We start from the raw sequence: 20,173 nt of genomic DNA, 5'->3' as shown, positions 1-20,173 counted from the left end.
AGGTGCGGCTGGTGAAGACCAGGCGCCGTACCCTCGCGAATCCCGCGACCCGGTCGTAATATCCTTCAAAGCCTATTCCCTTAGTTCTTCATGAGGATGCTTCAAAGTGCACCGGTGCTTGCGTTATTTGGCTTCCTCGGTCTTTAGTCGTCCCGGAAGCTGGAACGTGTACTTGTCGATTGCGCTGGACGAGCACCAGTTCGCGTAGGAATCCTAGCATGATGGCGTGTCCTACCTCCCCCCGCTCAACTTCACTAGTGAACACAGCCAGCAACCGATGTTGAAACGGAACTAAAGATATAGCCTATACGGTCAACACTCAAAGCTGGCCGACAAATGGAATCCTTAGGGTATTTATATTTCTCCTCGCCAGAATGATTCCCAAGTTAAGCGCGGAGGACCATCGCTCTCATCGCGAGGATCTGCGTGCGCAACTATACGCTTTGCATTTTGATCCATTATTTTCTCGTTTGAGGCGAGGTGCGAGACTTCTCGCTCACCAAGACTGAACCCATGCAGCATAAATTCAACGTCGGTGATGGAGATCTTTCGTTGTCGCCCTCCGTTTTGAGGCCATTTCAAATTGCCGCTCTCGATCAGTTCGGCCAGTTGGAGTGCCGTGATATCTAATACTCGGCAGACTTCACCTTTGCCTAGCTTCGAAATGCTAGGAAGGCCGGTGCCAATTTTAGGGAGCGGTGAAACGAGATCGACTATCCCTTCAGCGAAATTCTTAAGTGGCGCGGTGCCCGACATGAATGGCTCTAACTGGATGCGTGGATGTAACGACGATAAACGCTCTTCAACCAGCCCTGCAACGTAGTTCTCAGCGTCGATGCCTCCGAGAGCGAACGAAACTGAAGCGTCAAGCCGCGCATGCTCAGCTGACGGCTGATCCCCCTGCTCGTCAAAACGCAAGAGTGTCTCCCAGAACTCCAAGATAATACCTAGTGGTTCGACATCGTGCGCATCCATCATGCGCTGGATTGAAATCATTGAATCGACGCACACCGACGTACCGTACATTTCTAGCAGAGAGGTCTTACAGTGGTTGCAGCGAGTAAGGTTTCCGCGACCAATCGATGGGACTTTTCCACAGCTAAGGCAGTGAGCGACCAAGAGCCGCAGATGCTTAACGCAAACCGAAAAGGGGCGGATTAGCCATTGCTGCCGCAAGTATGGGGCCTCTATTAAACACTCTGCACAGAATGCACTGGCCTCATGACGCCGGAATAAAATGGCTGGAATCGCTATAGAACGGTAACAGCGAGGTGCCCTCCTCGAGGGGCCAACGCGCTCCAGTGCGAGCGCCGCTGCGTCGTCCGCTAATCCCAATGATTGAACGAGGCCGCGATATCTTCGCGGATCAATGAGGCATGCTCGCAAGCCTAGCTCGTTGATCCGAATTCCTTTCCCAGCAAGGAGTTGGTAGACATTCTTATGCCCATTTTCTTCGGCCGCCCGGATCAATAGGCTCGCGGCAGTTTCATCAGCGTAAGGAATGGGGCGGAAGAGTAGGTAGGGTATCATGCGCTTCTCCGCAACGCCGTAGCCAATGCCCCGTGAGACAGTCTGAACGGGTTTTCTCTGACGAGGCTTGCGCTGTTGCTAGCGCCGGAGTCCCAAGCAGCGGCGAAGTTTTCCAATGTCATGTGCGTCGCACCTGATTCAAGTGCATTTAGTGCTGCCTCTTTGATCAGGGCTATCACGAATGATGGGCTCCCGCCGGTGGCTGCATATATCTGATTTGCAGAATAGAGGCTTTCCATCTTAGGTACTGACTCGAATTGTAGTCGCTGCTTGCCTTGTTGCATGGCTTCGATTACGAAGGGAACCAACGCGCCGGGCCTCTCCTGATCACCTGGGGAAAGGGGCCTAAGATGGTAGTGCATTGGGAATCGACGAGCCAACTGGCTATCAGCCAAGAGAAACGAAGCAATGTCGGGCAGCCCTACAAGGCAGAACGATATCTTCGTATTGTTCACCATCCATTTGATCCAGTTGCATACGGCAGTGTTGATCTTGGTTGAACGAGGTCCGAAGTTGAATAGGTTATGGAATTCGTCGGCGAACACTATCATCGTCTTCGATTTCCCCAATAATTTACATAGCCGGTCCGTCATGAAGGCGGCGGACGCACCCGATAAATGTCTATCCGCACCTAGCGCCTCGAGCATGCTCGCCGCGACGCTCTTAACGGTAGCCGGCGACGGTATTTCGAAATAGAAGGCAGGTACGATTGTTCGGTCGCAATTTTCATCTCGTTCGACAGCCTTTGGTAGGCGAGATAAAATTGTGCGGTACACGGTGGTCTTCCCCATTCCTCCTTCGGCAAGCAGCAGGCTGCCTATCGGTTCACGATAGAATTGAGATTTGGCCACACAATCTTCTATGCCATGCACCGCCGCACTGAATGCATCATGTGCAATAATCATTTTATCGAGTTGTGCGACTCGGTGGATAAAATTTTCGCGATCCATAATCTACTCCACATCAAACGAGTTGAACTTCGCGACGGAGGCCCAATTTTCGGACCGTGAGTTCGGCAAGCTTGTCGGGATCGCGACGAGTGGTGGCGAGGAAACGGCGACTACATTGTCTATTTCTACAAAGCTAAGATGTGATTCGATTTTTTCTTTATGGTCTTTTGTAACCTTTTCACGCCCTTTCCCGTTAGTCAGTTTTCGTAGCCATTTCTTTGCTACTTCGCTTTCCGTCTGAATGCGTTTCATAAGTTCCCAACGGGCGGCGGTGAGGTGGTTGCGACCAAATTTACGTCTGTCGGACTCGGCCATTTCGTTCACAATTTTTTTTGCTTCCTCATGGGCATACTGAGTCAATCCTTCAGTGTAAGCAGGGTCGATTGATTCAGCCATAATCAGCTCCCCTTTTTTAGTTGGGTCTTCGATGAACACGGTGTGCAAATCGAGCTCATTTACCAAGATTGTGACTGTTGAGTATCCTTTGGCTTCGAGAGTGGCCAACGCATGCGAATAGAACTGAAGCCTGTCGTACTGGACGCGGCCACCTTGGATGGTCCTCTGATATGGACGTCGTGCAAGAGCATCCGCTTCTTCTGAACTCAACTTCATTGGGGGGAATGCTTTTTCTTGTTCATCCCATGCCATACCAGGTGCCCGCATTGTGCGGGTATGGACGGTCTTGTGATAGATCTCGCTAATCCACTCTTCAGTAAATGATTTCACCTGATCGAGAGTGAAGCGGGCCTTTTTCGTAGAATTGTAGTCACCTCGTTTAGCGGGATTTGAAAAAGTGGTACCGCTCAAGGTCTGGATTAATGCAGCCGTCAATGTGCCGAAGAACGACTCGAGATGTGCTTTGCCATTTGGATCGTACTTCTGGGCAGGTGAGATGGTGATCGCCAGTGCTGCGCAAAATAGGATGAACGCTGAATTGGCGAATTCGACTCCGTTGTCGGGAACTATTAGTGCGGGTATGCCGTATCGAACCACCATGTCTTTTAGTGCTGCCAACGATGTACTAGCGTTGGCGTTGTAGAGGCCTAAGTAGAAGCCGACAATGCATCGCGTGTTTACGTCAAGAATTACCGTCAGGCGTGGACGGCCTTGCACCTCGCCAGTGTCCGGATCAACGACGTGTACGTCAACTATGTGAGTGTCCATCTGGACAAGGGACAGGATTTTAACGGCTTTGACTGATTTCCCTGCAGCGCGAGCAATTTTACTTGCTGCAAGGCTGCCGTTTTGAGCGTGCGCGACCAGGTGCGGGTCCAGTTGTCTAAACCGACGTTGGATTGTGCGGGTTGATACTAGATCAGCATTATTGGGGACACCTATGCCAAGGTCGGGCGCGCGCCCAGCGATGTAAGCCTGAACTGCCTTGCTGTCGCTCCGCTCTCGTTTCAAAAATTCACTGTTGATTGCTTCGGTGACGAGGTGTTCAAGTTCGATGCCAAATCGCATTGTCCTGTTTCCGATTCTTCTGCGCGGAGCTAAACCGGCGAGGCCATTGAGCCGAAACGACAGTATCCAATACGACACGGATCGTACTGACGGCGGACTGCTATCAGAAATCTCATTCGAAACGGTATTGATAATTGACCTCAGCGCTGACCTCGCTGTTGGGCGAGTAAGATTGAGGATCGCAGCCTGGACATAGCGATGCTTGCGGACCACGATTTGGCTATTGTGTGCGGTTATCAGCCTGACTGAGCTTTCAGCAGGTATCAGCGTTCCTGTAGCCTGAAGGTCGAGGAACGCGCGGTACTCCATATGGTGAACGGCCCCACCGGCACTGCTTGAATAGCGAACACGTCCGCGCGAAACAAAGCTCACTTCAAATTCCGCTCCATGCATGGTGAATCGCACGCCGAGGGTCGGCTCAATAATTTTGGTCATTGGGCAGCCCCTTGGCAGAACGAAAAGCCCATTGCTGGTGAAAATGGAGGTAGTCCGCTAGTTGCACTGGAAGTTGCTGCTCTCGCAGAAGCTTATAGGCCTCGCTAAAAGAATTAATATTGCCGTCCCTGAGTATGGTTGTTCCAAGATCGATTTGCTGTTGAGAGATGGCCTGGATGTGGCCGCGCGAATACTGGCCTAGCAGCTTCTGTAGCTCGACGCCGCTGCATAGGTCGCTTGCATCGACTACCTTGAATCCTATGCCAGTTCGGGCGAGCAACGCTCCGATGGTAGCGAACCGCTGGATGGCTTCGGCCGAGAGGTACTCAATGGATGGCTTGACCTCATGTATCTCAAAGGTGCCGTCTACGGTCCTGATTAGAAAGTCCGGATGTGCTGATCGGTCGCCGGGTAAGGGGATACGAATGGCTTGAGTGCGGTAGTCGCGGACCAGAGGTGATCGTTCAAGTACAACGGCATAGGCAAGCTCAAGCTGGCTCTCCAAGGGAACATGCCCCCCGCATTTACGACTGGGAAACAGGGCGGTTCTTCGGCCCCGTCCACCCTGGCATATACGGCGGTCACCGTGAAAAATGCGTGCGACATTGGGAGATTTTTTAAATGCTTGGTCGATCTGATAAAACAGGTCTATTTGCGACGGCATGGTCGCAGTTTGAAACTCTATTTCAGCATTTATGCCTGTGGAATTGGGATACCCTGAGGTGTTGGCAGTGATCGGTTTTAAGCGCTTGTGATGAATTCTTGGAGCTGAAAGCATTAGCATTCCTCTGAATGATTGGTTTCATCACGGCCTTGAAACGGCCGCGATGACTGTTGTGGCGCCGACCCAAAACGTAGGGACGACTTGACTCACAGTTGCATTCGAGAGACACTACGAGCGCGAACAGGTTCGTGTCTTTAGATATGCAACCTTAAAACGGGCCCGTAGGGGCCCGTTTTACTTCTGGGTTGTGCTTGTCGCTGACGTTTGTTTTTGCTATAGATCCCCTCCCTACGTTTGACCTGTTACCCAACTAAAGTCAGGGGTAATTTTTCCTTTCTTCATGCCTAGAGCCACAGCAATAGCATGGCTTTTTCCCCGCTCAGGAAGGGTCCTCGAACGCAGGACTTGATAAACTAAATTTGGTTTGAAACCGTTGTGACGGCTCCACTCCGCAACAGAAATACCCCGTTCGCGGAACTCTTCTAAGACTTGATCTGCGGTCAAAAGCATGTCTGTTACTCTTCTTTTACACATTTTATTGGACTCTACAACACAGTAAAAATGAATGCAAGTATTTGATTCTGTTCATTTTTTTTGGTTTTGCTTTTCTGTTTTTTGCGCTATTTTGGGTGTTAGAAATTGTTTTTTTTTGATCTGTACACTCGCCGTTTAGGGGGGGCATCGCAGGAATTCGAAGACATAAAGACTCATTTATTTCACTTCGCTATCCACTTAGTTTGCAATCTTGTACACTGAGAAATAGCCGCTGAGAGACCTACATGTACACCATAGCAATCATCGAAGACGATCAACCGACAAACGACCAGTTCAAAGGCTATCTTCTATCTGTCTGGCCGGATTGCGAGGTCCAGCAGTTTTTTGCCTTTGATAGCGCCTTGGCGGCAATAGAAACGATAGATTTTGATCTTGTCGTTTCTGATTTAGATCTTGGGTCCGGAACAGATCGATTAGGCGGCATAAAGATTGCGAAGGTAATTGACTCAATGCGATGTCCGTTGCTCATCGTTTCCGGATCGCCGCAGGCTGAGGTACATCGCGATGTTTTCAAAGCCTTAGGAGTTTGGGACTATTTACAGAAGCCTGTGATAGAAAGTGATTTCGTGACTCAAGCCAAACGAGCCATTGGTTTTCGCATTGCTCAAGTCGAGATTAAAAAGCCACGAAACGCAGATGTCAGCGGCGCCACGCTTGATCCTAATCTAAGAATAGACCGTAGTAGCCGGCATCCCGCAAGTTGGAAAAATGTCACTGTGCACCTGACGATGACAGAACTACGAATTGTCGAAGAGATGGTACATAATTTAAATTCGCCGGTTCCATTTTCAGATTTCTTTGATTTGCTGGACAGTGGACGTAATGTTGAAACCCTTCGGGTGCATATTCAGAATATTAGAAGTGCATTCAAGGATATCGACGACAACTTTGACAAGGTCAAGTCAAAGCCAATGTTCGGATATTTTTGGCGTGAATAGTCGGCTTATTACATTAATTCGCCGATATCAGCTGACGCTCAGAAGTGGTATAGCGCTTCTTGGTCTAGGTGTCATATCATTTTGGATACTTTATCAACTCATCACTACGTCAATGGAAAAGGCTCGTTCTATGCGAGGCGAATTCCTGGAACGCGACCTACGTGAACTTGTTGGACGATATGAAGCGGATGAGCGATTTACGATTGAACAGAATCTGGAAAAGCTGCTTGCCGAGAAGCGCGTCGTAACTCCACTGCTTCTTCCTCGCTCTTATTACGTAGCATTGCCTGCTGGAGACCGATCTCCCCCGCGCCAGCCGCCACGGAATTGCTTCGTCACGCTTGCTTCAACGCAATCGTTGCGAGAAGACAATGCCTCGGAAAAGGACCGTTTCTGTCCGTATTTCGTGCAGAACAGAGCCTTGGGAAAGTTCCTGTTTTTGTCGGCGTCTGTCGTAGATGATTCAGTGACGGTACTTAAAACAGGAGATGTTGGATTCAACGCCGACATGTTGAAGATTCAAATTGCCATAGGAAGCAAGACGACTTCATGGTGGCTGGTGTTGCAGCAGCCTGCAAAAATCGACGTTCAAAAGGGACGGTACGAAATTACTGCTTATCGCGAAACGTCAAGAACCTCGCGCGAACGCGACAAGCGTGTCGAGGGATGGGCATACGCACAGCGTCAAGTTGATGGAAGCCAAATACTTAACTACGTTGTCCGAATTAACTTTAAGGAGTTTGATCCGGAAGCAGATATAGATGCGGAGATGGGCGAGGGCGAATGGCCGCCTCGGGGTTGGCAGGACATTAAGCTAACATTTTCGCGACGCGACGTTAGTGCTGTCGGTAATGCTCCCCGTTTAACTGACTACAAAGCGATTGGGGTATCGAATCAGTCCATCGTTTCGTTGGCGGACCAGATTTACAAAACCCATGCGGAACTCAGAATTCATAAACGAGACGGGAACGGTAAATCGATAGCGATGCACATTGTAGCTCCTGCTGAAAATGATCGCTATAAAACTGATCATAAGTTCGGTCCTGTCGAAGTGGTGGATGGGGATTTGCTTATTGCTTCTAATGATCTTACCCGCTATCAGATACTCCCCGATACCAGCCTAAATTTTCAGGTTATCCATCCCGGAAATGTCATTGAGAAAGGGCTGTGGCAGGCACTGATTGGGCTGACCGGGTTGATTGTTGCTGGCGTGATCGTTACTTTTTATTTTTTTAGGCAGCTATTAAGGCCGATCTTCATTTTGACTCGCCAGTCGCGTCAACTGGTAGCGCATGCGGGCCAAGTAGGTGCCGAGCTTCCATTTTCAAATCAAGTAGATGAAATTGGTACGTTGGCGCGGGGGTTTAATGAGCTTCTCAAAGACACTCGGCATCGAGCAGCTCGCGATCTGGCTGATCGGGAGGCGCGCCGCTCCGATGAGCACCATCGAAAGATGGAGGATCTGAAAATCCGTGAGACCAATATCCGAGTGATTGGCCACGAAATACGATCGCCACTCCAAGCTCTGTTAAGCATGCATGATCAAGGATCTGATAGTAGGAAATACGTTGATCGTATTGTCGCTGCGCTCCCTCACCTGCAGGGCAACCTTGCGCCTGAGCACGCTTTTGGCAACCGTATGCTTTCGTTGGAAAAGCAAGATATCGCGGCATTCGTTTCAGAATTAGCCGCCAACGCAAAGCTTCAGAATATCCCGGACGTCATCTATGACGGTCCACTTACTGGTGTCAATTGTGACGTCGACGATGGCGCAATCGAAGACGCGATAACGCATATTTTGGCCAATGCTGCTCGCTTTCGTGCACCGAGTACGTCGATACGCATGAAGCTGGTCATTGACGGATATCATGTTTTGATCGAGATCGAAAACGACGGCTCTTATATTGCAGATGAAAATTTTGAGAAAATCTTCGAATACGGCTTCTCTACAACCCCATCAGAGTTGACAGTCGGAAGTGGTGTCGGTCTCTTCGTTGCTCGCAGCTACCTGGGAAGGATGAGTGGAAGCGTTCACGCGCGGAATATCCCGAGCGGGGTCGTATTCCGCATACGTTTGCCGTTGTCCCAATAGTAAATTTCTATTTACTTCTTAGCTAGAAAATTGTCTTCAAGTAAACATAAATTTAGTCATTTATGCATATGAACTTTATGTGATTTTTGTCAAACTTTAGTCAGATTCTTGGTATCGGAGTTTGACTGAGCTCAGGCTGCTATCTCCGGCAAGTGATCTAAATACTCGCATGCTTATCCATGCGTTCACAACCGTCTAGCTCAAGGAGATATAGACATGAAGAAGCCTATTGGTACTACTGCAAAAACCGGCGAGCGCTGTCCTGAAAGCGGTGTGTGGGAGTCGCAAGACTCCCCACCCACCACTGCCCCGATTGCGATTCATAACGTTATGCCGCCACATGGTGGAAAAGCGGTAACCTGGAAACTCATTCGTTACGCTTAAGCAATGGTGGGGCGACGTTATATCGCCCCACCATTTTTAATTAGATTGCATGTAACTCAGGGCGCAGCAGAAATTTCTTTAAGGTTTTTAGTGAATTATTAATTCTTGAAAATTTTAAGTTTAAATACACTTCTTTGCATGCCGCTACATCGCTAATTTTTATATTGCACCATGGTGCTTCTGAGCAGGAATTTATTTGATGCAGGCACATGAATATTCCATAGTGGGACACAATCGGACATCGATTGGTCGGTATTTGGGGGCGCTTGCAGCATTAGCCGCTTCGTTGGTGGCAGCGGCGAGTATTGGCTTAGTTCAAGTTCTCGACAATTACGGCTTCCCTGAATGGACTCACAAGATTGTTATGGTTTCGCTGACTGGCGGGCTTGCTTATACGGCGGCGCATTGGTTGTTCAATCGATTTGGCTGGCGGTTTTTATCCTTTTTTTCGCAAGTTCCTCATATAGGCGGCTCTTGGACCTGCAGTGGACGGACCATTGATTTGGAGGGGAAAATTCAATTCGAATGGAGTGCAAAGATAGCTATTTCTCAAAATTGGGAAAAAATACGAGTTCGTTCTGAGACTTCCACTTCTGCATCGAACAGCGTCTCTGCCGCATTGATCCCCGAGCCTGATGGTTGTTGGACGTTAATGTATAGCTATCGTAACGAGCCGCGTATCGGTGAGCCAGAGTTGAAGCCCCATGTCGGCTATTGTGAGCTCAGATTTGACAAAGAACTGAACAATGCTGATGGTGACTACTTTAATGCAAAAGGAAGAGGATCATTTGGCCGGATGAGTCTAAAAAAGGAAAAGAAATGAGCAAAGACTATGATAGTAAACTGCAGGGCTTGAAGCGTCGTCGTCAAGGGGGGACTTCTGGATTATTGGCAAAAAGCGATTCTGTGGCGCTTGATTCGGCATTTCACGTTCCGCTTGAAGAGGCCTATGAAAAGCGTTCTATCAATAAGGCAACGCGGTATGCTTTGGGCGCATTGCAGGAGGTCGATGCTCAGTACACCAAGAATTCCTACGCTCAAGGTGACCGGGTAAAAAATCAATTGGAAAAATCTCTGTTAGGAGAAATTCCTGTTGAATTCGAGTATCAAGGCTCTGTACCTCTTAATGTACACATACGAGGAACAAGTGATGTTGATCTTTTGGTTCTTCGGAAGGGTTTTGTAACCATAGACATTTTTGGCGCGAAAAATCTTCGCGGTGAATATTCGGATTGGACAGGCGAGTCTGGACCTCAGTTACTACTTCGATTGAGGACAAGATCTGCCAGTGTACTTCGTGCGGCGTTTCCCGAAGCGGATGTCGATACTACAGGATCAAAGTCAATAGCCCTTAGTGGCGGCTCACTTAGTCGCAAGATTGATGTTGTCCCTTCGCATTGGCATGACACTGTTGACTATCAGAAAACTGGAGAGAAAAAAGATAGAGGAGTGTGCATTTTAGACACTTCGTCTGCTCAGACTATCAAAAACTATCCCTTCCTGCATATGCATCACATAAATGTCAAAGATATTCTGGCAAATGGTGGCGCAAAGAAAATGATTCGATTGCTGAAGACTTTGAAAGTCGATTCAGATCGAGCTGCACTGATTACTCTTAATAGTTATGATGTTGCCGGATTGGTTTGGCACTTCCGTTCCGATGCACTTAATGTTCAACGATGGAATGAGCTTTCTCTGGTTGCAGTGGCACAAACCGAGTTAGCGAGTTTTGTCGTAGATAAACCTCGTGCCATGCAGCTAAAGACGCCGGACGGCACGCGATGTATCATTGACTCGGATGAAAAATTTACGGCACTTATTTTTTTATATATTGAAGTTAATGAATTGGCTGAGGCTATTGCTCAAGAATTGATTGGCTCTGCTATCAAAGTGACGGATGAGCAGGTATCACGAACTCTTAGGTCAACTGTAATTGCCTAGATGGTACAGTGGCGAATGAATTAAATTGTATTTTTGGAAGGCATCTCTACTGGCTTTTGGACGACCGTGATGGTGCCGTACATAGGCGTTTATTGATGTTTCAAACATGGCCTACTAGCTGGTACTATGCAATCTGATCGCCTTCCCCGCCAAGTTTACTGCAACAATGGCGGATTTACCGGTGCAAACGGATGCGCTCCTTAACGTCCCAAAGCAAGTTTAGGCGTAGCTGGTGCACACTCATGCGTCGCCAGTGCAAACTTATGCGTCGCCAGTGCAAACTCATCTGTCGCCAGTGCAAACTCATCTGTCGTCCAACGGTCGCCTGCGCTTGACCTTGCCCGTAGACAGGGCTACTATTAATGACTCAAAAGTAAGTTACTTGGAAAGATACATGCAAGCCCCGATTGATACCAAGCCCCGCTGGGAGCGGCGCAAGGATGCCCGCCCGCAGGAATTACTCGCTGCCGCCCTCGACCTGTTTGTCGAACGGGGCTTCGCATCGACGCGCCTGGAGGATGTGGCCAAGCGGGCGGGCGTGTCGAAAGGCACCCTGTACCTGTACTTTGAGAATAAACAAGAGCTGTTCAAGGCCGTCGTGCGCGACAATATCGTGCAGTCGATCGGCGAGGCGGAAGACAGCATGGCCGCTTCGGACAGCACCAGCGCCGAATTGTTGCGCAAGGTGATGATGCAGTGGTGGGAAGAATTCGGCGCCACCAAACTGGCCGGTTTGACCAAGCTGATGCTGGCCGAAGCGAACAATTTCCCGGAACTGGCGCAGTTTTACAACGAAGAAGTCGTCGCGCGCGGCAATGGGCTGATTGTTAGCCTGCTGGAACGGGGCATGCAGCGGGGCGAATTCCGCCAGATCGATCCTGTGCTGGTCAGCACCATCCTCAGCGCGCCCGTCACCATGCTCATGATGTGGACGCACTCTTTCGTGCCGTGCGAGGTCAAGGATATCGATCCGCTCGCCTATATGGATGCCTTTATCGACATGAGCTTGCGCAGCCTGCAGGCGGAGGCGCCCGGGAAAAGCTGATGCACCGGGCCTGGCTACTACCGTTCAGTTACCCCTTTTCCAAGGTTCGCCCCCCCAAATCTGCAGATCGTCGCAAATTTCCTCCATTCCCCGCCTTTATGGTTAACATGTGCTTTCAGCCAGTTCAACGATAAAATGGCGGATTATTACTTCACTTACCGAGTCCAAAGATGAATATCGAACAAGCCCGCTTCAATATGATCGAACAGCAGATCCGTCCATGGGACGTACTGGATATCGACGTGCTGGAGCTGTTGAACGTGGTCAAACGTGAAGATTTCGTGCCGGCTGCCTATAAAAACCTGGCCTTCGTCGATACGGAAATCCCACTGGGCGGCGGCGAATGCATGTTGACGCCGAAGCTGGAAGCGCGCATTTTGCAGGACGTAGCCGTCAAGAAGCATGAAAATGTGCTGGAAATCGGTACCGGCAGCGGTTACATGGCCGCTTTGCTGGCGCACAAGGCGCGTCATGTGACGAGCGTGGAAATCGTTCCCCAATTGAAAGCCCTGGCCGAGCAGAACCTGGCCGCCAACGGCGTGACCAACGTGACCGTGGAACTGGGCGACGGCGCCCAGGGCTGGAGCAAGGGCGCGCCATACGACGTGATCGTCGTGTCCGGCGCCCTGGCCGTGTTGCCGGAAGCGCTGTTGCAACAAGTGAAAGTCGGCGGCCGCATCCTGGCCATCATCGGCGAAGCGCCGATCATGTCGGCGCACCTGATCACGCGCAGCTCGGACAAGGCCTACGACACGCGCAAGCTGTTTGAAACCAATGTCACGCCGCTGCAAGCCGTGGCACCGTCGCATTTCCAGTTCTGAGGCGACCGATTCGATGGAGCATTTGAGTGCACCGCAGCTGGCCGCCTGGCTGGCTGACCCTTCCCGCCCGCGTCCGTTCCTGCTGGACGTGCGGGAACAGTGGGAGTTCGACCTGTGCCACCTCGACGGTGCCACCCTGATGCAGATGAACTCGATTCCTGCCCGCATCGATGACCTCGATGAGGACGCCGAGATCGTCTGCATCTGCCATCACGGCATGCGCAGCATGCAAGTGGCGGCCTTCCTGGAACGCAATGGGTTTGGCAAGATCAGTAATTTGACGGGTGGCGTGCATGCCTGGGCGCTGCAAGTCGACGGCGCAATGCCTCAATACTAAGTTATGTTGCAGTAGATGCACCCAGGCATGTTTTCCTGCATGCCTGCGGAGGCCTGTACCCCGCTCATCCGGCGGGTGCAAGGCAAGCGGTAGCAGATTTTTGATTCCATCAACTTTTGACGACTCCAACGGAGAAATGCAATGCGGAAACCCCTTATCGCCGTGCTGATGACCAGCGCCTTTGTCTCGATGACATGCTCGCTGCAAGCGCAGGCGGCCGATCTCATCCAGGTGTACCAGCAGGCGCTGGCCAATGACGCGCAGTATGCCAGCGCGCGCGCGGCCCTGTCGGCCGGGATGGAGCGGGTTCCGCAGGGGCTGGCAGGCTTGCTGCCGCAAATCTCCGCGTCGGGCAGCAATACGCGTGGCAATCAGGAACCGATCGTATTGAGTCAAGGCAATAAGATCACCATGCCGACCGTTAACGTGCACACGAATACCTACAACCTGACCTTGGCGCAGCCGCTGTTCCGTTGGGATCGCTGGGAAACCTATCAGCAAAGCAAGCTGGCGCAGGCGATCGCCGAAGCGCAATTTGCACAGGTGCAGCAAGACCTGATCACGCGCGTGGCGCAGGCGTATTTCGACGTGCTCAGCGCGCAGGACAACCTGGGCGCCACGCAGGCGCAAAAAGTCGCGACGACGGAGCAGCTGGCATCGGCCAAGCGCAACTTCGAAGTCGGTACGCAAACGATTACCGATACGCACGAAGCGCAAGCGGCCTATGACCTAGTGGTGGCGCAGGAATTTGCCGCCATCAATGACCTGGCCAACAAGCGCAGCGCCTTGCAAACCATCATCGGCGAAGCGCCAACGTCCTTGGCGCCGATGCGCACGGGCGTGGTCATCAGCGCGCCGGAACCGGCCGCCATCGAACCGTGGGTGAGCTCGGCGGAAGAACAGAACTACGGCGTCGTCACGGCCCAGTTCAACGTGGAATCGGCCAAGCGCGATATCGGCCGCAACCGCGCCGGCCACTACCCGACCCTGGACCTGATCGCCAACACGGGCCACACTTACACGACGGGCGGCGCCGGCGGCGTCAACAACAATGCCATCGGCGTGCAGTGGAGCATCCCGATCTTCAGCGGCTTTGCCGTCACCAGCAAGGTGCGCGAATCGATCGCGCTGGAAAACAAGGCCCGCAACGACCTGGAAACGGCACGCCGCGCGGCATCGCAAGGCGCGCGCCAGGCCTTCCTCGGCGTCAATAGCGGCCTGGCGCAAGTCAAGGCGCTGGAAGCGGCGGAAGTGTCGAGCAAGTCGGCGCTGGAATCGAACCAGCTCGGCTATCAAGTGGGCGTGCGCATCAATATCGACGTCTTGAATGCGCAGAAACAATTGTTCTCGACGCAAAAAGACCTGTCGAAAGCCCGCTACGACACCATCATGAACGGCTTGCGCCTGAAGGCTGCCGCCGGCACCTTGAAGGAAACGGACTTGATGCCCGTCAATGCCTTGCTCGACAAGTAAGGGCGGTCTTGCCCTGCAAAAAAAACCAGCCCCGGCAACGGCGCTGGTTTTTTTTCGTCTGGCGGTGTTGTCAGACGGCGCGGCTGCTGGCGAACTGGGTCAGCACGACACCGGCCACCACCAGGCCGGCGCCGGCCCAGTGCAGCGGAGAAATATGCTTGACGGCAAAACCCAGCAAGCCGTAGCGGTCGATGGCCAGCGCTGCCAGCATCTGTCCGCCGATGACGGCCGCCATGAAGGGCCCGGACCCCATGCGCGGCGCCAGCATCAGCGCGGCCGTAATATAAAACACGCCGGCCGCGCCACCGAGCCAGGACCAGCCCGGCCCGCGCATGGCGAGGTGCAAATCGGGCGCGGGCACCCGCCAGGCCAGCATCACCAGTAAAGCAAGCACGGCGCTGACGGCCAGCGAGGCGATGGTGGCCCACAGCGGGTGGCCCAGGTTGCGGCCCAGCGCGGCGTTCGCGCCCGCCTGAAAAGGGACGACGGCGCCGGCCAGCATGGCCAGCGGGGCAAACAAGGTGATCCATCCGTTCATGTGCGACTCCCTGCGTGTTGAGTTGATGGAGTCATCGTATTATGCTGTCATCATTAAATCCAATTCGTAGTTTGTCAGCTAACTATGCACCAAATGAATAATCTGCGCGCCGTCGATTTGAACTTGCTGGTGATCCTGGAAGCGCTGCTCAGCGAACGCCATCTGTCGCGCGCGGCGGAACGCTTGCACATGAGTCAGCCTGCCGTCAGCCATGCGCTGGCGCGCTTGCGTCACTTGCTCGGCGATCCGCTGCTGCTGCGCGGCAAGGGCGGTTTCCAGCCAACGGCGCGCGCCTTGGCGCTGGCGCGGCCGCTGGCCGAAGCCTTGCAGAGCGTGCGCTCCGTGCTCGGCGGCGCCGTCTTCGAGGCAGCCACGGCGCAGCGCGTGTTTCGCCTGGCCATGTCGGATTACGGCGCGGCATTGATCTTGCCCTCTTTGCTGCGCCGTTTGCGCGTGGAAGCGCCCGGCATCGACGTGGCCGTCAGCTATGCCAGCCGCCAGGCCGTGGTGGCCGGCGTGCAGGATGGCGAGATCGACCTGGCGCTGGGCGTGTTCCCGCAATTGCCCGAGCAGTTGCATAGAGAAACTTTATTCGAGGAAACGTTCGTGTGCGCACTCGATCCGGCCAGCCTGGCGCCGGGCGAGAGCTTGAGCTTGCAGACCTATCTGGCGCGCCCGCATGTGCTGCTGGCGTCCGGCGAAGGCGGCATGGCGGCCGAAGTCGATGCGGCTCTGGCGCAACTGGGCCAGGCGCGCCGCATCGCCGTGCGCGTGCCGTACTGGACGGTCGCGCCGGAGGTGGTGATGGGGACGGATTTGATCCTGACGGTGGCGCGGCGCGCCTTGCACGGCAGCGTGGCGCAAGGGCTGGCGCTGTGCTCCGCGCCGTTTGCCATCGCGCCGTTTGCGTTTGAAGTGATACGGCACCGCCGCACGGACGGCGATGCGGGCATCGCCTGGCTGCGCGCGGCCATTGCAACGGCCACGGAGCCAGGCTGAGGAATTACAGGCCGGCGCCCTGGCCGTCGAACTTGCGTTCGATCAATTCGATCTTGTAGCCATCCGGATCGGTGATGAAGGCGATAACGGTGTTGCCGCCCTTGACGGGACCCGGTTCGCGCGTGACGTTGCCGCCATTCGCGCGTGCCGCGTCGCAAGCGGCGACGATATCGTCGGCCGAGATGGCGATGTGGCCATACGCCGTGCCCAGCTCGTAGCTGGTGGTGCCATAGTTATACGTCAGTTCCAGTTCCGCATGGTCGGGATTCGAGCCATAGCCGACGAAGGCCAGCGTGTACTGGTATTCCGGATTGTCGCTGGTGCGCAGCAGTTTCATGCCCAGGACATTCGTGTAAAAGTCGATGGAGCGCTGCAGGTCGCCGACCCGTAACATGGTGTGCAAAATACGCATCGTAAATCCTTGAGGGTGAGAGGGGAATGGCAGGATTTTATGCGTTTTACGGCTTTCTTGCCGAGACCGCCCTTGCCGTCCGCTGATTGGACAGCAGCGGGCGGTCTGCCGGAATTACTCCAGACGGGCGTCCAGCGTGATTTCCGTGGCCAGCAACTTCGATACGGGGCAGCCGAGCTTGGCGCGCAGGGCCGCGTCCTGGAACGCTTCGTCGGTGGCGCCAGGAATGGTGGCCACCAGGGTCAAATGCACGGCCGTGATGGCATAGCTGCCATCGATTTTTTCCAGGCTGACGTCGGCCGTGGTTTTCAGGGCCGTGGCGCGCAAGCCCGCCTCGCCCAGTTGGCCGGACAGGGCCATGGTGAAGCAGGCCGCGTGGGCCGCGCCGATCAGTTCTTCCGGATTGCTGCCGGGACCATCCTCGAAGCGCGTGTTGAAACCATAGGCCACATTGTCGAGCGCGCCGCTTTCGGTGGAAATAAATCCTTTGCCATCTTTAAGGCCGCCACTCCAGACGGCTGATCCTGTTTTTTTCATGATGTACTCCTTGCGTGGTTCGAAGGTCCATCATGCGCGTCCCATCCCTGCGCTTCCGTTCGTTGTGCCACACAGGGGGCGCATGCGCGGCGCCCATGCATTCACGGCGCCGGCGTGACGCGCCAGATGACATTGCCTACGTCGTCCGCCACCAGCAGCGCGCCCGCCTTGTCGACGGCCACGCCGACGGGGCGCCCCTGCGCCTTGCCATTGCTGTCGAGGAAGCCGGCGACGACGTCCTGCGGAGGACCGCTGGGCACGCCATCGGCGAACGGAACAAAGATGACTTTATAGCCGCTGAAGGGTTTGCGGTTCCACGAGCCGTGCTGGCCGATGAAGGCGCCGCCCCGGTAGCGTTCCGGCAGCAGGGTGGCGTCATAAAACGCCAGTCCCAGCGAGGCCGTATGGGCGCCCAGCGCGTAGTCGGGTGCAACAGCCGTGGCCACCAGTTCGGGACGGGGCGGCGTGACCCGCGCATCGACGTGCTGGCCGAAATAACTGTAGGGCCAGCCATAGAAGGCGCCATCCTTGACGGACGTCATGTAGTCGGGCACCAGGTCGTTGCCCAGCTCGTCGCGCTCATTGACGGCCGTCCAGAGGGCGCCCGTCCTGGGCTGCCAGGCCAGGCCGACGGGGTTGCGCAAGCCCGTCGCATACACGCGGGCCTTGCCCGTGGCGCGCGTGAATTGCCAGATGGCGGCGCGGCCATCTTCGGCCGCCATGCCGTTTTCACCCACGTTGCTGTTCGAGCCGACGGAAACATAGAGAAATTTGCCATCGGAGCTGGCGATGACGTTCTTGGTCCAGTGGTGATTGATGGGGCCGCCCGGCAAATCCATCACCTTGACGCCGGGCGCTGTGATGGCTGTCTGGCCTTCCTTGTAAGGAAAACGCATCAAGGCGTCGGCATTGGCGATGTACAGCTCGTTACCCACCAGGGCCATGCCAAATGGCGAGTTCAGTCCCTGCAGGAAGATGCTGCGCGTTTGCGCCACGCCATTCGCGTCGATGCCGCGCAGCAGGGTGATGCGGTTGGCGCTGGGCGTGGCCGCGCCCGCTTTTTTCATCTGCATCTGCATGATGGCGCCCTTGATGCCCTTGCTGTCGTCCGGCTTGGGCGGGGCGTTCGTTTCCGCCACGAGCACGTCGCCATTCGGCAAGACGTACAGCCAGCGCGGATGGTCGAGGTCGCGCGCATATGCATGGATGGCCAGGCCCGCCGCGACAGCGGGGTGCTGCGCGGCCGTCCAGCGCTGCACGGGCGCCACGTTCACGGTGGGAATCAGTTGCTTGTCCGGTGCGGGCAGGGTGGGCTGGGGGCCGAAGCCCACGGGCATGGCGGGCGTCTGGGCGTGGGCGAGATGGGCGCCGCAGGCAGTGGCGAGCAGGAATGAACAGACGTAACGGTGCATGGCGTACTCCGTAATATGACCAGTGCGATGACCAGTGCGCATCAGCAGTGCGAGTAGCGGGGCGTGACGGTTGGAGTCAGCGCGCCTTCTTTGGTTCCAGTTGCGCGTCGGGACGGGCTTGCTGCGGCGCGGCGGGCTTGACCTTTTCCACGCCCGGCTGGGCGTGCAGGTCCGTATCGACCAGCCCTTGCTCCAGGTCGCTGGCCGCCTGCTGCATGATCTTGCGTGGGCGCACGTTTTGCGCATCGGGCGATTCGTCGCGCTCGTGCGGCAGACGGTCGACGCCGTCATTGCTGACCTTTTCATCGGTATTGATCTTGCGTTCGCTATGCTGGGTAACCATATGGCCTCCTGACAGAAGAATTGACGTGAAATCAGTGTCCTGCCGCGCCAGAGTGCATGCAAGCGGATTTGTCCATGCAGGGAGCGCTGGCGCACGCATGGACGATTCTTTTTCTGCGCTACACTGCGTGCAATACCAAGAACGCCCCTTGCGGGCACACGGCAGCCGCACTATACTGTGTATATATACAGTATCATGCGATGGCGGCGTGCGACAGCCTGGGGCGGCTTGCCACCGAATTTACTACCGAGACTCTTATGCCCGTCGATACACACGCCGAACAGCGCGCCGAACAGCCAGCCGCGACCTTGCCAGCCCCGGACGAGCGCTTCAACCTGGGCGCCAAGACTATCGCCCTGGTCGTGCGCCAGAATACGGATGGCATTGCCGAGCCCGTGAAAAGCATCGTCGATTTCCTGCAAGTGCTGGGCCACACGGTGGTCTTCGAGGCGGAGACGGCCGCGCACCTGAACCTGGCATTTCCCGGCGTGCGCGCCATGTCGCCGGCCGAGATCGGCGCCGCCGCCGATTGCGCCATCGTCATGGGCGGCGACGGCACCATGCTCGGCATTGCGCGCCAACTGGCGCCATTCGACGTCCCCTTGATCGGTATCAATCAGGGGCGCCTGGGCTTCATGACCGATATTCCGCTTGAGCGCATGCTGCCCGTGCTGGCGCAAATTCTCGGCGGCCGTTTCAAGGCCGAGCGCCGCACCTTGCTCGAAGGCAGCGTGCTGCGCGATGGCGAGTCGATCCACGTGGGCATGGCCGTCAACGATGTCGTCGTCTCGCGCGGCGGCGGCGCCGGCATGGCCGAATTGCGCGTCGAGGTCGACGGCCACTTCATGTACAACCAGCGTTCGGATGGCTTGATCATTTCCACGCCCACGGGCTCGACCGCATATTCGCTGTCGGCCGGCGGTCCCCTGCTGCATCCGACCCTGGGCGGCATCGTGCTCGTGCCGATCGCCCCGCATGCGCTGTCGAACCGTCCCATCGTCCTGCCCGATTCCAGCCAGATCGTGGTGGAAATCGTGCGCGGGCGCGATATCAGCGTCAATTTCGACATGCAGACCTTTGCCAGCCTGGTGCAGCAAGACCGCATCCTCATCCGCCGTTCGCCCCATACGATTACCTTCCTGCATCCGGAAGGGTGGAGTTACTACAACACCCTGCGTGAAAAATTGCACTGGAATGAGTACCCGTCGGGCGAGGGCAAGCTCAGCTAATAGTTTCTCCACCT

General features: G+C 54.8%; 21 protein-coding genes and 1 pseudogene. 11 read left to right on the top strand and 11 right to left on the bottom strand.

Features of this window, described 5'->3' with window-relative positions; genetic code table 11:
- Positions 1 to 354: 354 nt before the first annotated feature.
- The 6 genes and pseudogenes from ACQ4WQ_RS22220 to ACQ4WQ_RS22195 form a co-directional block, all read right to left on the bottom strand.
- Positions 355 to 996: a hypothetical protein gene (locus ACQ4WQ_RS22220; RefSeq protein WP_436500277.1), complete on the bottom strand. Its 642-nt coding sequence runs from the start codon at positions 994 to 996 to the stop codon at positions 355 to 357.
- A gap of 132 nt (positions 997 to 1,128) precedes the next feature.
- Positions 1,129 to 1,530: pseudogene (locus ACQ4WQ_RS22215) on the bottom strand (TniQ family protein); the annotation flags it as partial.
- Positions 1,527 to 2,480: a TniB family NTP-binding protein gene (locus ACQ4WQ_RS22210; protein WP_436500051.1), complete on the bottom strand. Its 954-nt coding sequence runs from the start codon at positions 2,478 to 2,480 to the stop codon at positions 1,527 to 1,529. The gene ACQ4WQ_RS22210 and the pseudogene ACQ4WQ_RS22215, both read right to left, overlap by 4 nt.
- A gap of 3 nt (positions 2,481 to 2,483) precedes the next feature.
- Complete coding sequence (locus tag ACQ4WQ_RS22205) at positions 2,484 to 4,379, bottom strand: TnsB C-terminal domain-containing protein (RefSeq protein WP_436500049.1); 1,896 nt, start codon at positions 4,377 to 4,379, stop codon at positions 2,484 to 2,486.
- On the bottom strand, positions 4,363 to 5,157 hold the full coding sequence (locus ACQ4WQ_RS22200) for a hypothetical protein (protein WP_436500048.1): 795 nt from the start codon (positions 5,155 to 5,157) through the stop codon (positions 4,363 to 4,365). The genes ACQ4WQ_RS22205 and ACQ4WQ_RS22200 overlap by 17 nt, the downstream gene beginning before the upstream one ends.
- A 234-nt stretch (positions 5,158 to 5,391) precedes the next feature.
- Positions 5,392 to 5,613, bottom strand: a complete 222-nt coding sequence (locus tag ACQ4WQ_RS22195) for a DNA-binding protein (protein WP_436500046.1) — start codon at positions 5,611 to 5,613, stop codon at positions 5,392 to 5,394.
- A 269-nt stretch (positions 5,614 to 5,882) separates the two neighbouring features.
- Here ACQ4WQ_RS22195 and ACQ4WQ_RS22190 point away from each other — a divergent pair, with 269 nt between their 5' ends.
- The 9 genes from ACQ4WQ_RS22190 (at position 5,883) to ACQ4WQ_RS22150 (ending at position 14,689) form a co-directional block, all read left to right on the top strand.
- The gene (locus ACQ4WQ_RS22190; RefSeq protein WP_436500044.1) at positions 5,883 to 6,596 is read left to right on the top strand and encodes a response regulator transcription factor; all 714 of its coding nucleotides are present in this window, start codon (positions 5,883 to 5,885) and stop codon (positions 6,594 to 6,596) included.
- A 130-nt stretch (positions 6,597 to 6,726) separates the two neighbouring features.
- Entirely contained in the window at positions 6,727 to 8,688 is a 1,962-nt protein-coding gene (locus ACQ4WQ_RS22185) for a sensor histidine kinase (protein ID WP_436500042.1), read from the top strand.
- A gap of 216 nt (positions 8,689 to 8,904) precedes the next feature.
- Complete coding sequence (locus ACQ4WQ_RS22180; RefSeq protein WP_436500040.1) at positions 8,905 to 9,072, top strand: hypothetical protein; 168 nt, start codon at positions 8,905 to 8,907, stop codon at positions 9,070 to 9,072.
- A gap of 199 nt (positions 9,073 to 9,271) precedes the next feature.
- Positions 9,272 to 9,895, top strand: coding sequence for a Cap15 family cyclic dinucleotide receptor domain-containing protein (locus tag ACQ4WQ_RS22175; protein ID WP_436500038.1), 624 nt, complete (start codon positions 9,272 to 9,274; stop codon positions 9,893 to 9,895).
- On the top strand, positions 9,892 to 11,013 hold the full coding sequence (locus ACQ4WQ_RS22170; protein WP_436500036.1) for a nucleotidyltransferase family protein: 1,122 nt from the start codon (positions 9,892 to 9,894) through the stop codon (positions 11,011 to 11,013). Before ACQ4WQ_RS22175 ends, ACQ4WQ_RS22170 begins: the two co-directional genes overlap by 4 nt.
- Positions 11,014 to 11,407: 394 nt before the next feature.
- Positions 11,408 to 12,058 (top strand): TetR/AcrR family transcriptional regulator, encoded by a 651-nt coding sequence (locus ACQ4WQ_RS22165; RefSeq protein ID WP_326459767.1) that lies wholly within the window; start codon positions 11,408 to 11,410, stop codon positions 12,056 to 12,058.
- A 170-nt stretch (positions 12,059 to 12,228) separates the two neighbouring features.
- Positions 12,229 to 12,879 (top strand): protein-L-isoaspartate O-methyltransferase family protein, encoded by a 651-nt coding sequence (locus tag ACQ4WQ_RS22160; RefSeq protein WP_152254892.1) that lies wholly within the window; start codon positions 12,229 to 12,231, stop codon positions 12,877 to 12,879.
- Positions 12,880 to 12,892: 13 nt separating this feature from the next.
- A complete protein-coding gene (locus ACQ4WQ_RS22155) occupies positions 12,893 to 13,216 on the top strand; it encodes a rhodanese-like domain-containing protein (RefSeq protein ID WP_436500034.1) in 324 nt (107 codons plus the stop codon).
- A gap of 141 nt (positions 13,217 to 13,357) precedes the next feature.
- A complete protein-coding gene (locus tag ACQ4WQ_RS22150) occupies positions 13,358 to 14,689 on the top strand; it encodes a TolC family outer membrane protein (RefSeq protein ID WP_436500032.1) in 1,332 nt (443 codons plus the stop codon).
- A gap of 70 nt (positions 14,690 to 14,759) precedes the next feature.
- Here ACQ4WQ_RS22150 and ACQ4WQ_RS22145 read toward each other — a convergent pair whose 3' ends face one another.
- Positions 14,760 to 15,227: a DMT family transporter gene (locus ACQ4WQ_RS22145; RefSeq protein WP_436500030.1), complete on the bottom strand. Its 468-nt coding sequence runs from the start codon at positions 15,225 to 15,227 to the stop codon at positions 14,760 to 14,762.
- A 93-nt stretch (positions 15,228 to 15,320) separates the two neighbouring features.
- On the opposite strand from ACQ4WQ_RS22145, the gene ACQ4WQ_RS22140 reads away from it, so the two are divergent.
- Entirely contained in the window at positions 15,321 to 16,226 is a 906-nt protein-coding gene (locus ACQ4WQ_RS22140) for a LysR family transcriptional regulator (protein ID WP_436500028.1), read from the top strand.
- Between the two features lie 4 nt (positions 16,227 to 16,230).
- Here ACQ4WQ_RS22140 and gloA read toward each other — a convergent pair whose 3' ends face one another.
- From gloA to ACQ4WQ_RS22120, 4 genes are all read right to left on the bottom strand, one after another.
- The gene (gene gloA, locus ACQ4WQ_RS22135; protein WP_086137871.1) at positions 16,231 to 16,638 is read right to left on the bottom strand and encodes a lactoylglutathione lyase; all 408 of its coding nucleotides are present in this window, start codon (positions 16,636 to 16,638) and stop codon (positions 16,231 to 16,233) included.
- 114 nt (positions 16,639 to 16,752) lie between these two features.
- Positions 16,753 to 17,175, bottom strand: coding sequence for an OsmC family protein (locus ACQ4WQ_RS22130; protein ID WP_298402647.1), 423 nt, complete (start codon positions 17,173 to 17,175; stop codon positions 16,753 to 16,755).
- Positions 17,176 to 17,276: 101 nt separating this feature from the next.
- Positions 17,277 to 18,587 carry a PQQ-dependent sugar dehydrogenase gene (locus ACQ4WQ_RS22125; protein ID WP_436500025.1) on the bottom strand — a complete coding sequence of 437 codons (1,311 nt, stop codon included), beginning with the start codon at positions 18,585 to 18,587 and terminating at the stop codon, positions 17,277 to 17,279.
- A gap of 76 nt (positions 18,588 to 18,663) precedes the next feature.
- Positions 18,664 to 18,930 carry a hypothetical protein gene (locus ACQ4WQ_RS22120; protein WP_436500023.1) on the bottom strand — a complete coding sequence of 89 codons (267 nt, stop codon included), beginning with the start codon at positions 18,928 to 18,930 and terminating at the stop codon, positions 18,664 to 18,666.
- Between the two features lie 257 nt (positions 18,931 to 19,187).
- Here ACQ4WQ_RS22120 and ACQ4WQ_RS22115 point away from each other — a divergent pair, with 257 nt between their 5' ends.
- Positions 19,188 to 20,159, top strand: coding sequence for an NAD kinase (locus tag ACQ4WQ_RS22115; protein WP_436500021.1), 972 nt, complete (start codon positions 19,188 to 19,190; stop codon positions 20,157 to 20,159).
- Positions 20,160 to 20,173 lie beyond the last annotated feature (14 nt).

This window comes from Janthinobacterium goodfellowi, assembly GCF_051380695.1.
Classification (GTDB): Bacteria; Pseudomonadota; Gammaproteobacteria; order Burkholderiales; family Burkholderiaceae_D; genus Janthinobacterium.
Note: the sequence above shows the minus strand (reverse complement) of the source record. Positions and strands in the feature narration are given on the sequence as shown.

Excerpts from the sequence above, each read along its gene's own strand:
- gloA (WP_086137871.1), bottom strand. The coding sequence starts at position 16,638 with ATGCGTATTTTGCACACCATGTTACGGGTCGGCGACCTGCAGCGCTCC.
- ACQ4WQ_RS22175 (WP_436500038.1), top strand. The coding sequence starts at position 9,272 with ATGCAGGCACATGAATATTCCATAGTGGGACACAATCGGACATCGATT.
- ACQ4WQ_RS22220 (WP_436500277.1), bottom strand. The coding sequence starts at position 996 with ATGATTTCAATCCAGCGCATGATGGATGCGCACGATGTCGAACCACTA.
- ACQ4WQ_RS22185 (WP_436500042.1), top strand. The coding sequence starts at position 6,727 with ATGCGAGGCGAATTCCTGGAACGCGACCTACGTGAACTTGTTGGACGA.
- ACQ4WQ_RS22190 (WP_436500044.1), top strand. The coding sequence starts at position 5,883 with ATGTACACCATAGCAATCATCGAAGACGATCAACCGACAAACGACCAG.
- ACQ4WQ_RS22155 (WP_436500034.1), top strand. The coding sequence starts at position 12,893 with ATGGAGCATTTGAGTGCACCGCAGCTGGCCGCCTGGCTGGCTGACCCT.
- ACQ4WQ_RS22145 (WP_436500030.1), bottom strand. The coding sequence starts at position 15,227 with ATGAACGGATGGATCACCTTGTTTGCCCCGCTGGCCATGCTGGCCGGC.
- ACQ4WQ_RS22170 (WP_436500036.1), top strand. The coding sequence starts at position 9,892 with ATGAGCAAAGACTATGATAGTAAACTGCAGGGCTTGAAGCGTCGTCGT.
- ACQ4WQ_RS22130 (WP_298402647.1), bottom strand. The coding sequence starts at position 17,175 with ATGAAAAAAACAGGATCAGCCGTCTGGAGTGGCGGCCTTAAAGATGGC.
- ACQ4WQ_RS22140 (WP_436500028.1), top strand. The coding sequence starts at position 15,321 with ATGAATAATCTGCGCGCCGTCGATTTGAACTTGCTGGTGATCCTGGAA.
- ACQ4WQ_RS22200 (WP_436500048.1), bottom strand. The coding sequence starts at position 5,157 with ATGCTTTCAGCTCCAAGAATTCATCACAAGCGCTTAAAACCGATCACT.
- ACQ4WQ_RS22160 (WP_152254892.1), top strand. The coding sequence starts at position 12,229 with ATGAATATCGAACAAGCCCGCTTCAATATGATCGAACAGCAGATCCGT.
- ACQ4WQ_RS22195 (WP_436500046.1), bottom strand. The coding sequence starts at position 5,613 with ATGCTTTTGACCGCAGATCAAGTCTTAGAAGAGTTCCGCGAACGGGGT.
- ACQ4WQ_RS22150 (WP_436500032.1), top strand. The coding sequence starts at position 13,358 with ATGCGGAAACCCCTTATCGCCGTGCTGATGACCAGCGCCTTTGTCTCG.
- ACQ4WQ_RS22120 (WP_436500023.1), bottom strand. The coding sequence starts at position 18,930 with ATGGTTACCCAGCATAGCGAACGCAAGATCAATACCGATGAAAAGGTC.
- ACQ4WQ_RS22210 (WP_436500051.1), bottom strand. The coding sequence starts at position 2,480 with ATGGATCGCGAAAATTTTATCCACCGAGTCGCACAACTCGATAAAATG.
- ACQ4WQ_RS22125 (WP_436500025.1), bottom strand. The coding sequence starts at position 18,587 with ATGCACCGTTACGTCTGTTCATTCCTGCTCGCCACTGCCTGCGGCGCC.
- ACQ4WQ_RS22205 (WP_436500049.1), bottom strand. The coding sequence starts at position 4,379 with ATGACCAAAATTATTGAGCCGACCCTCGGCGTGCGATTCACCATGCAT.
- ACQ4WQ_RS22180 (WP_436500040.1), top strand. The coding sequence starts at position 8,905 with ATGAAGAAGCCTATTGGTACTACTGCAAAAACCGGCGAGCGCTGTCCT.
- ACQ4WQ_RS22165 (WP_326459767.1), top strand. The coding sequence starts at position 11,408 with ATGCAAGCCCCGATTGATACCAAGCCCCGCTGGGAGCGGCGCAAGGAT.
- ACQ4WQ_RS22115 (WP_436500021.1), top strand. The coding sequence starts at position 19,188 with ATGCCCGTCGATACACACGCCGAACAGCGCGCCGAACAGCCAGCCGCG.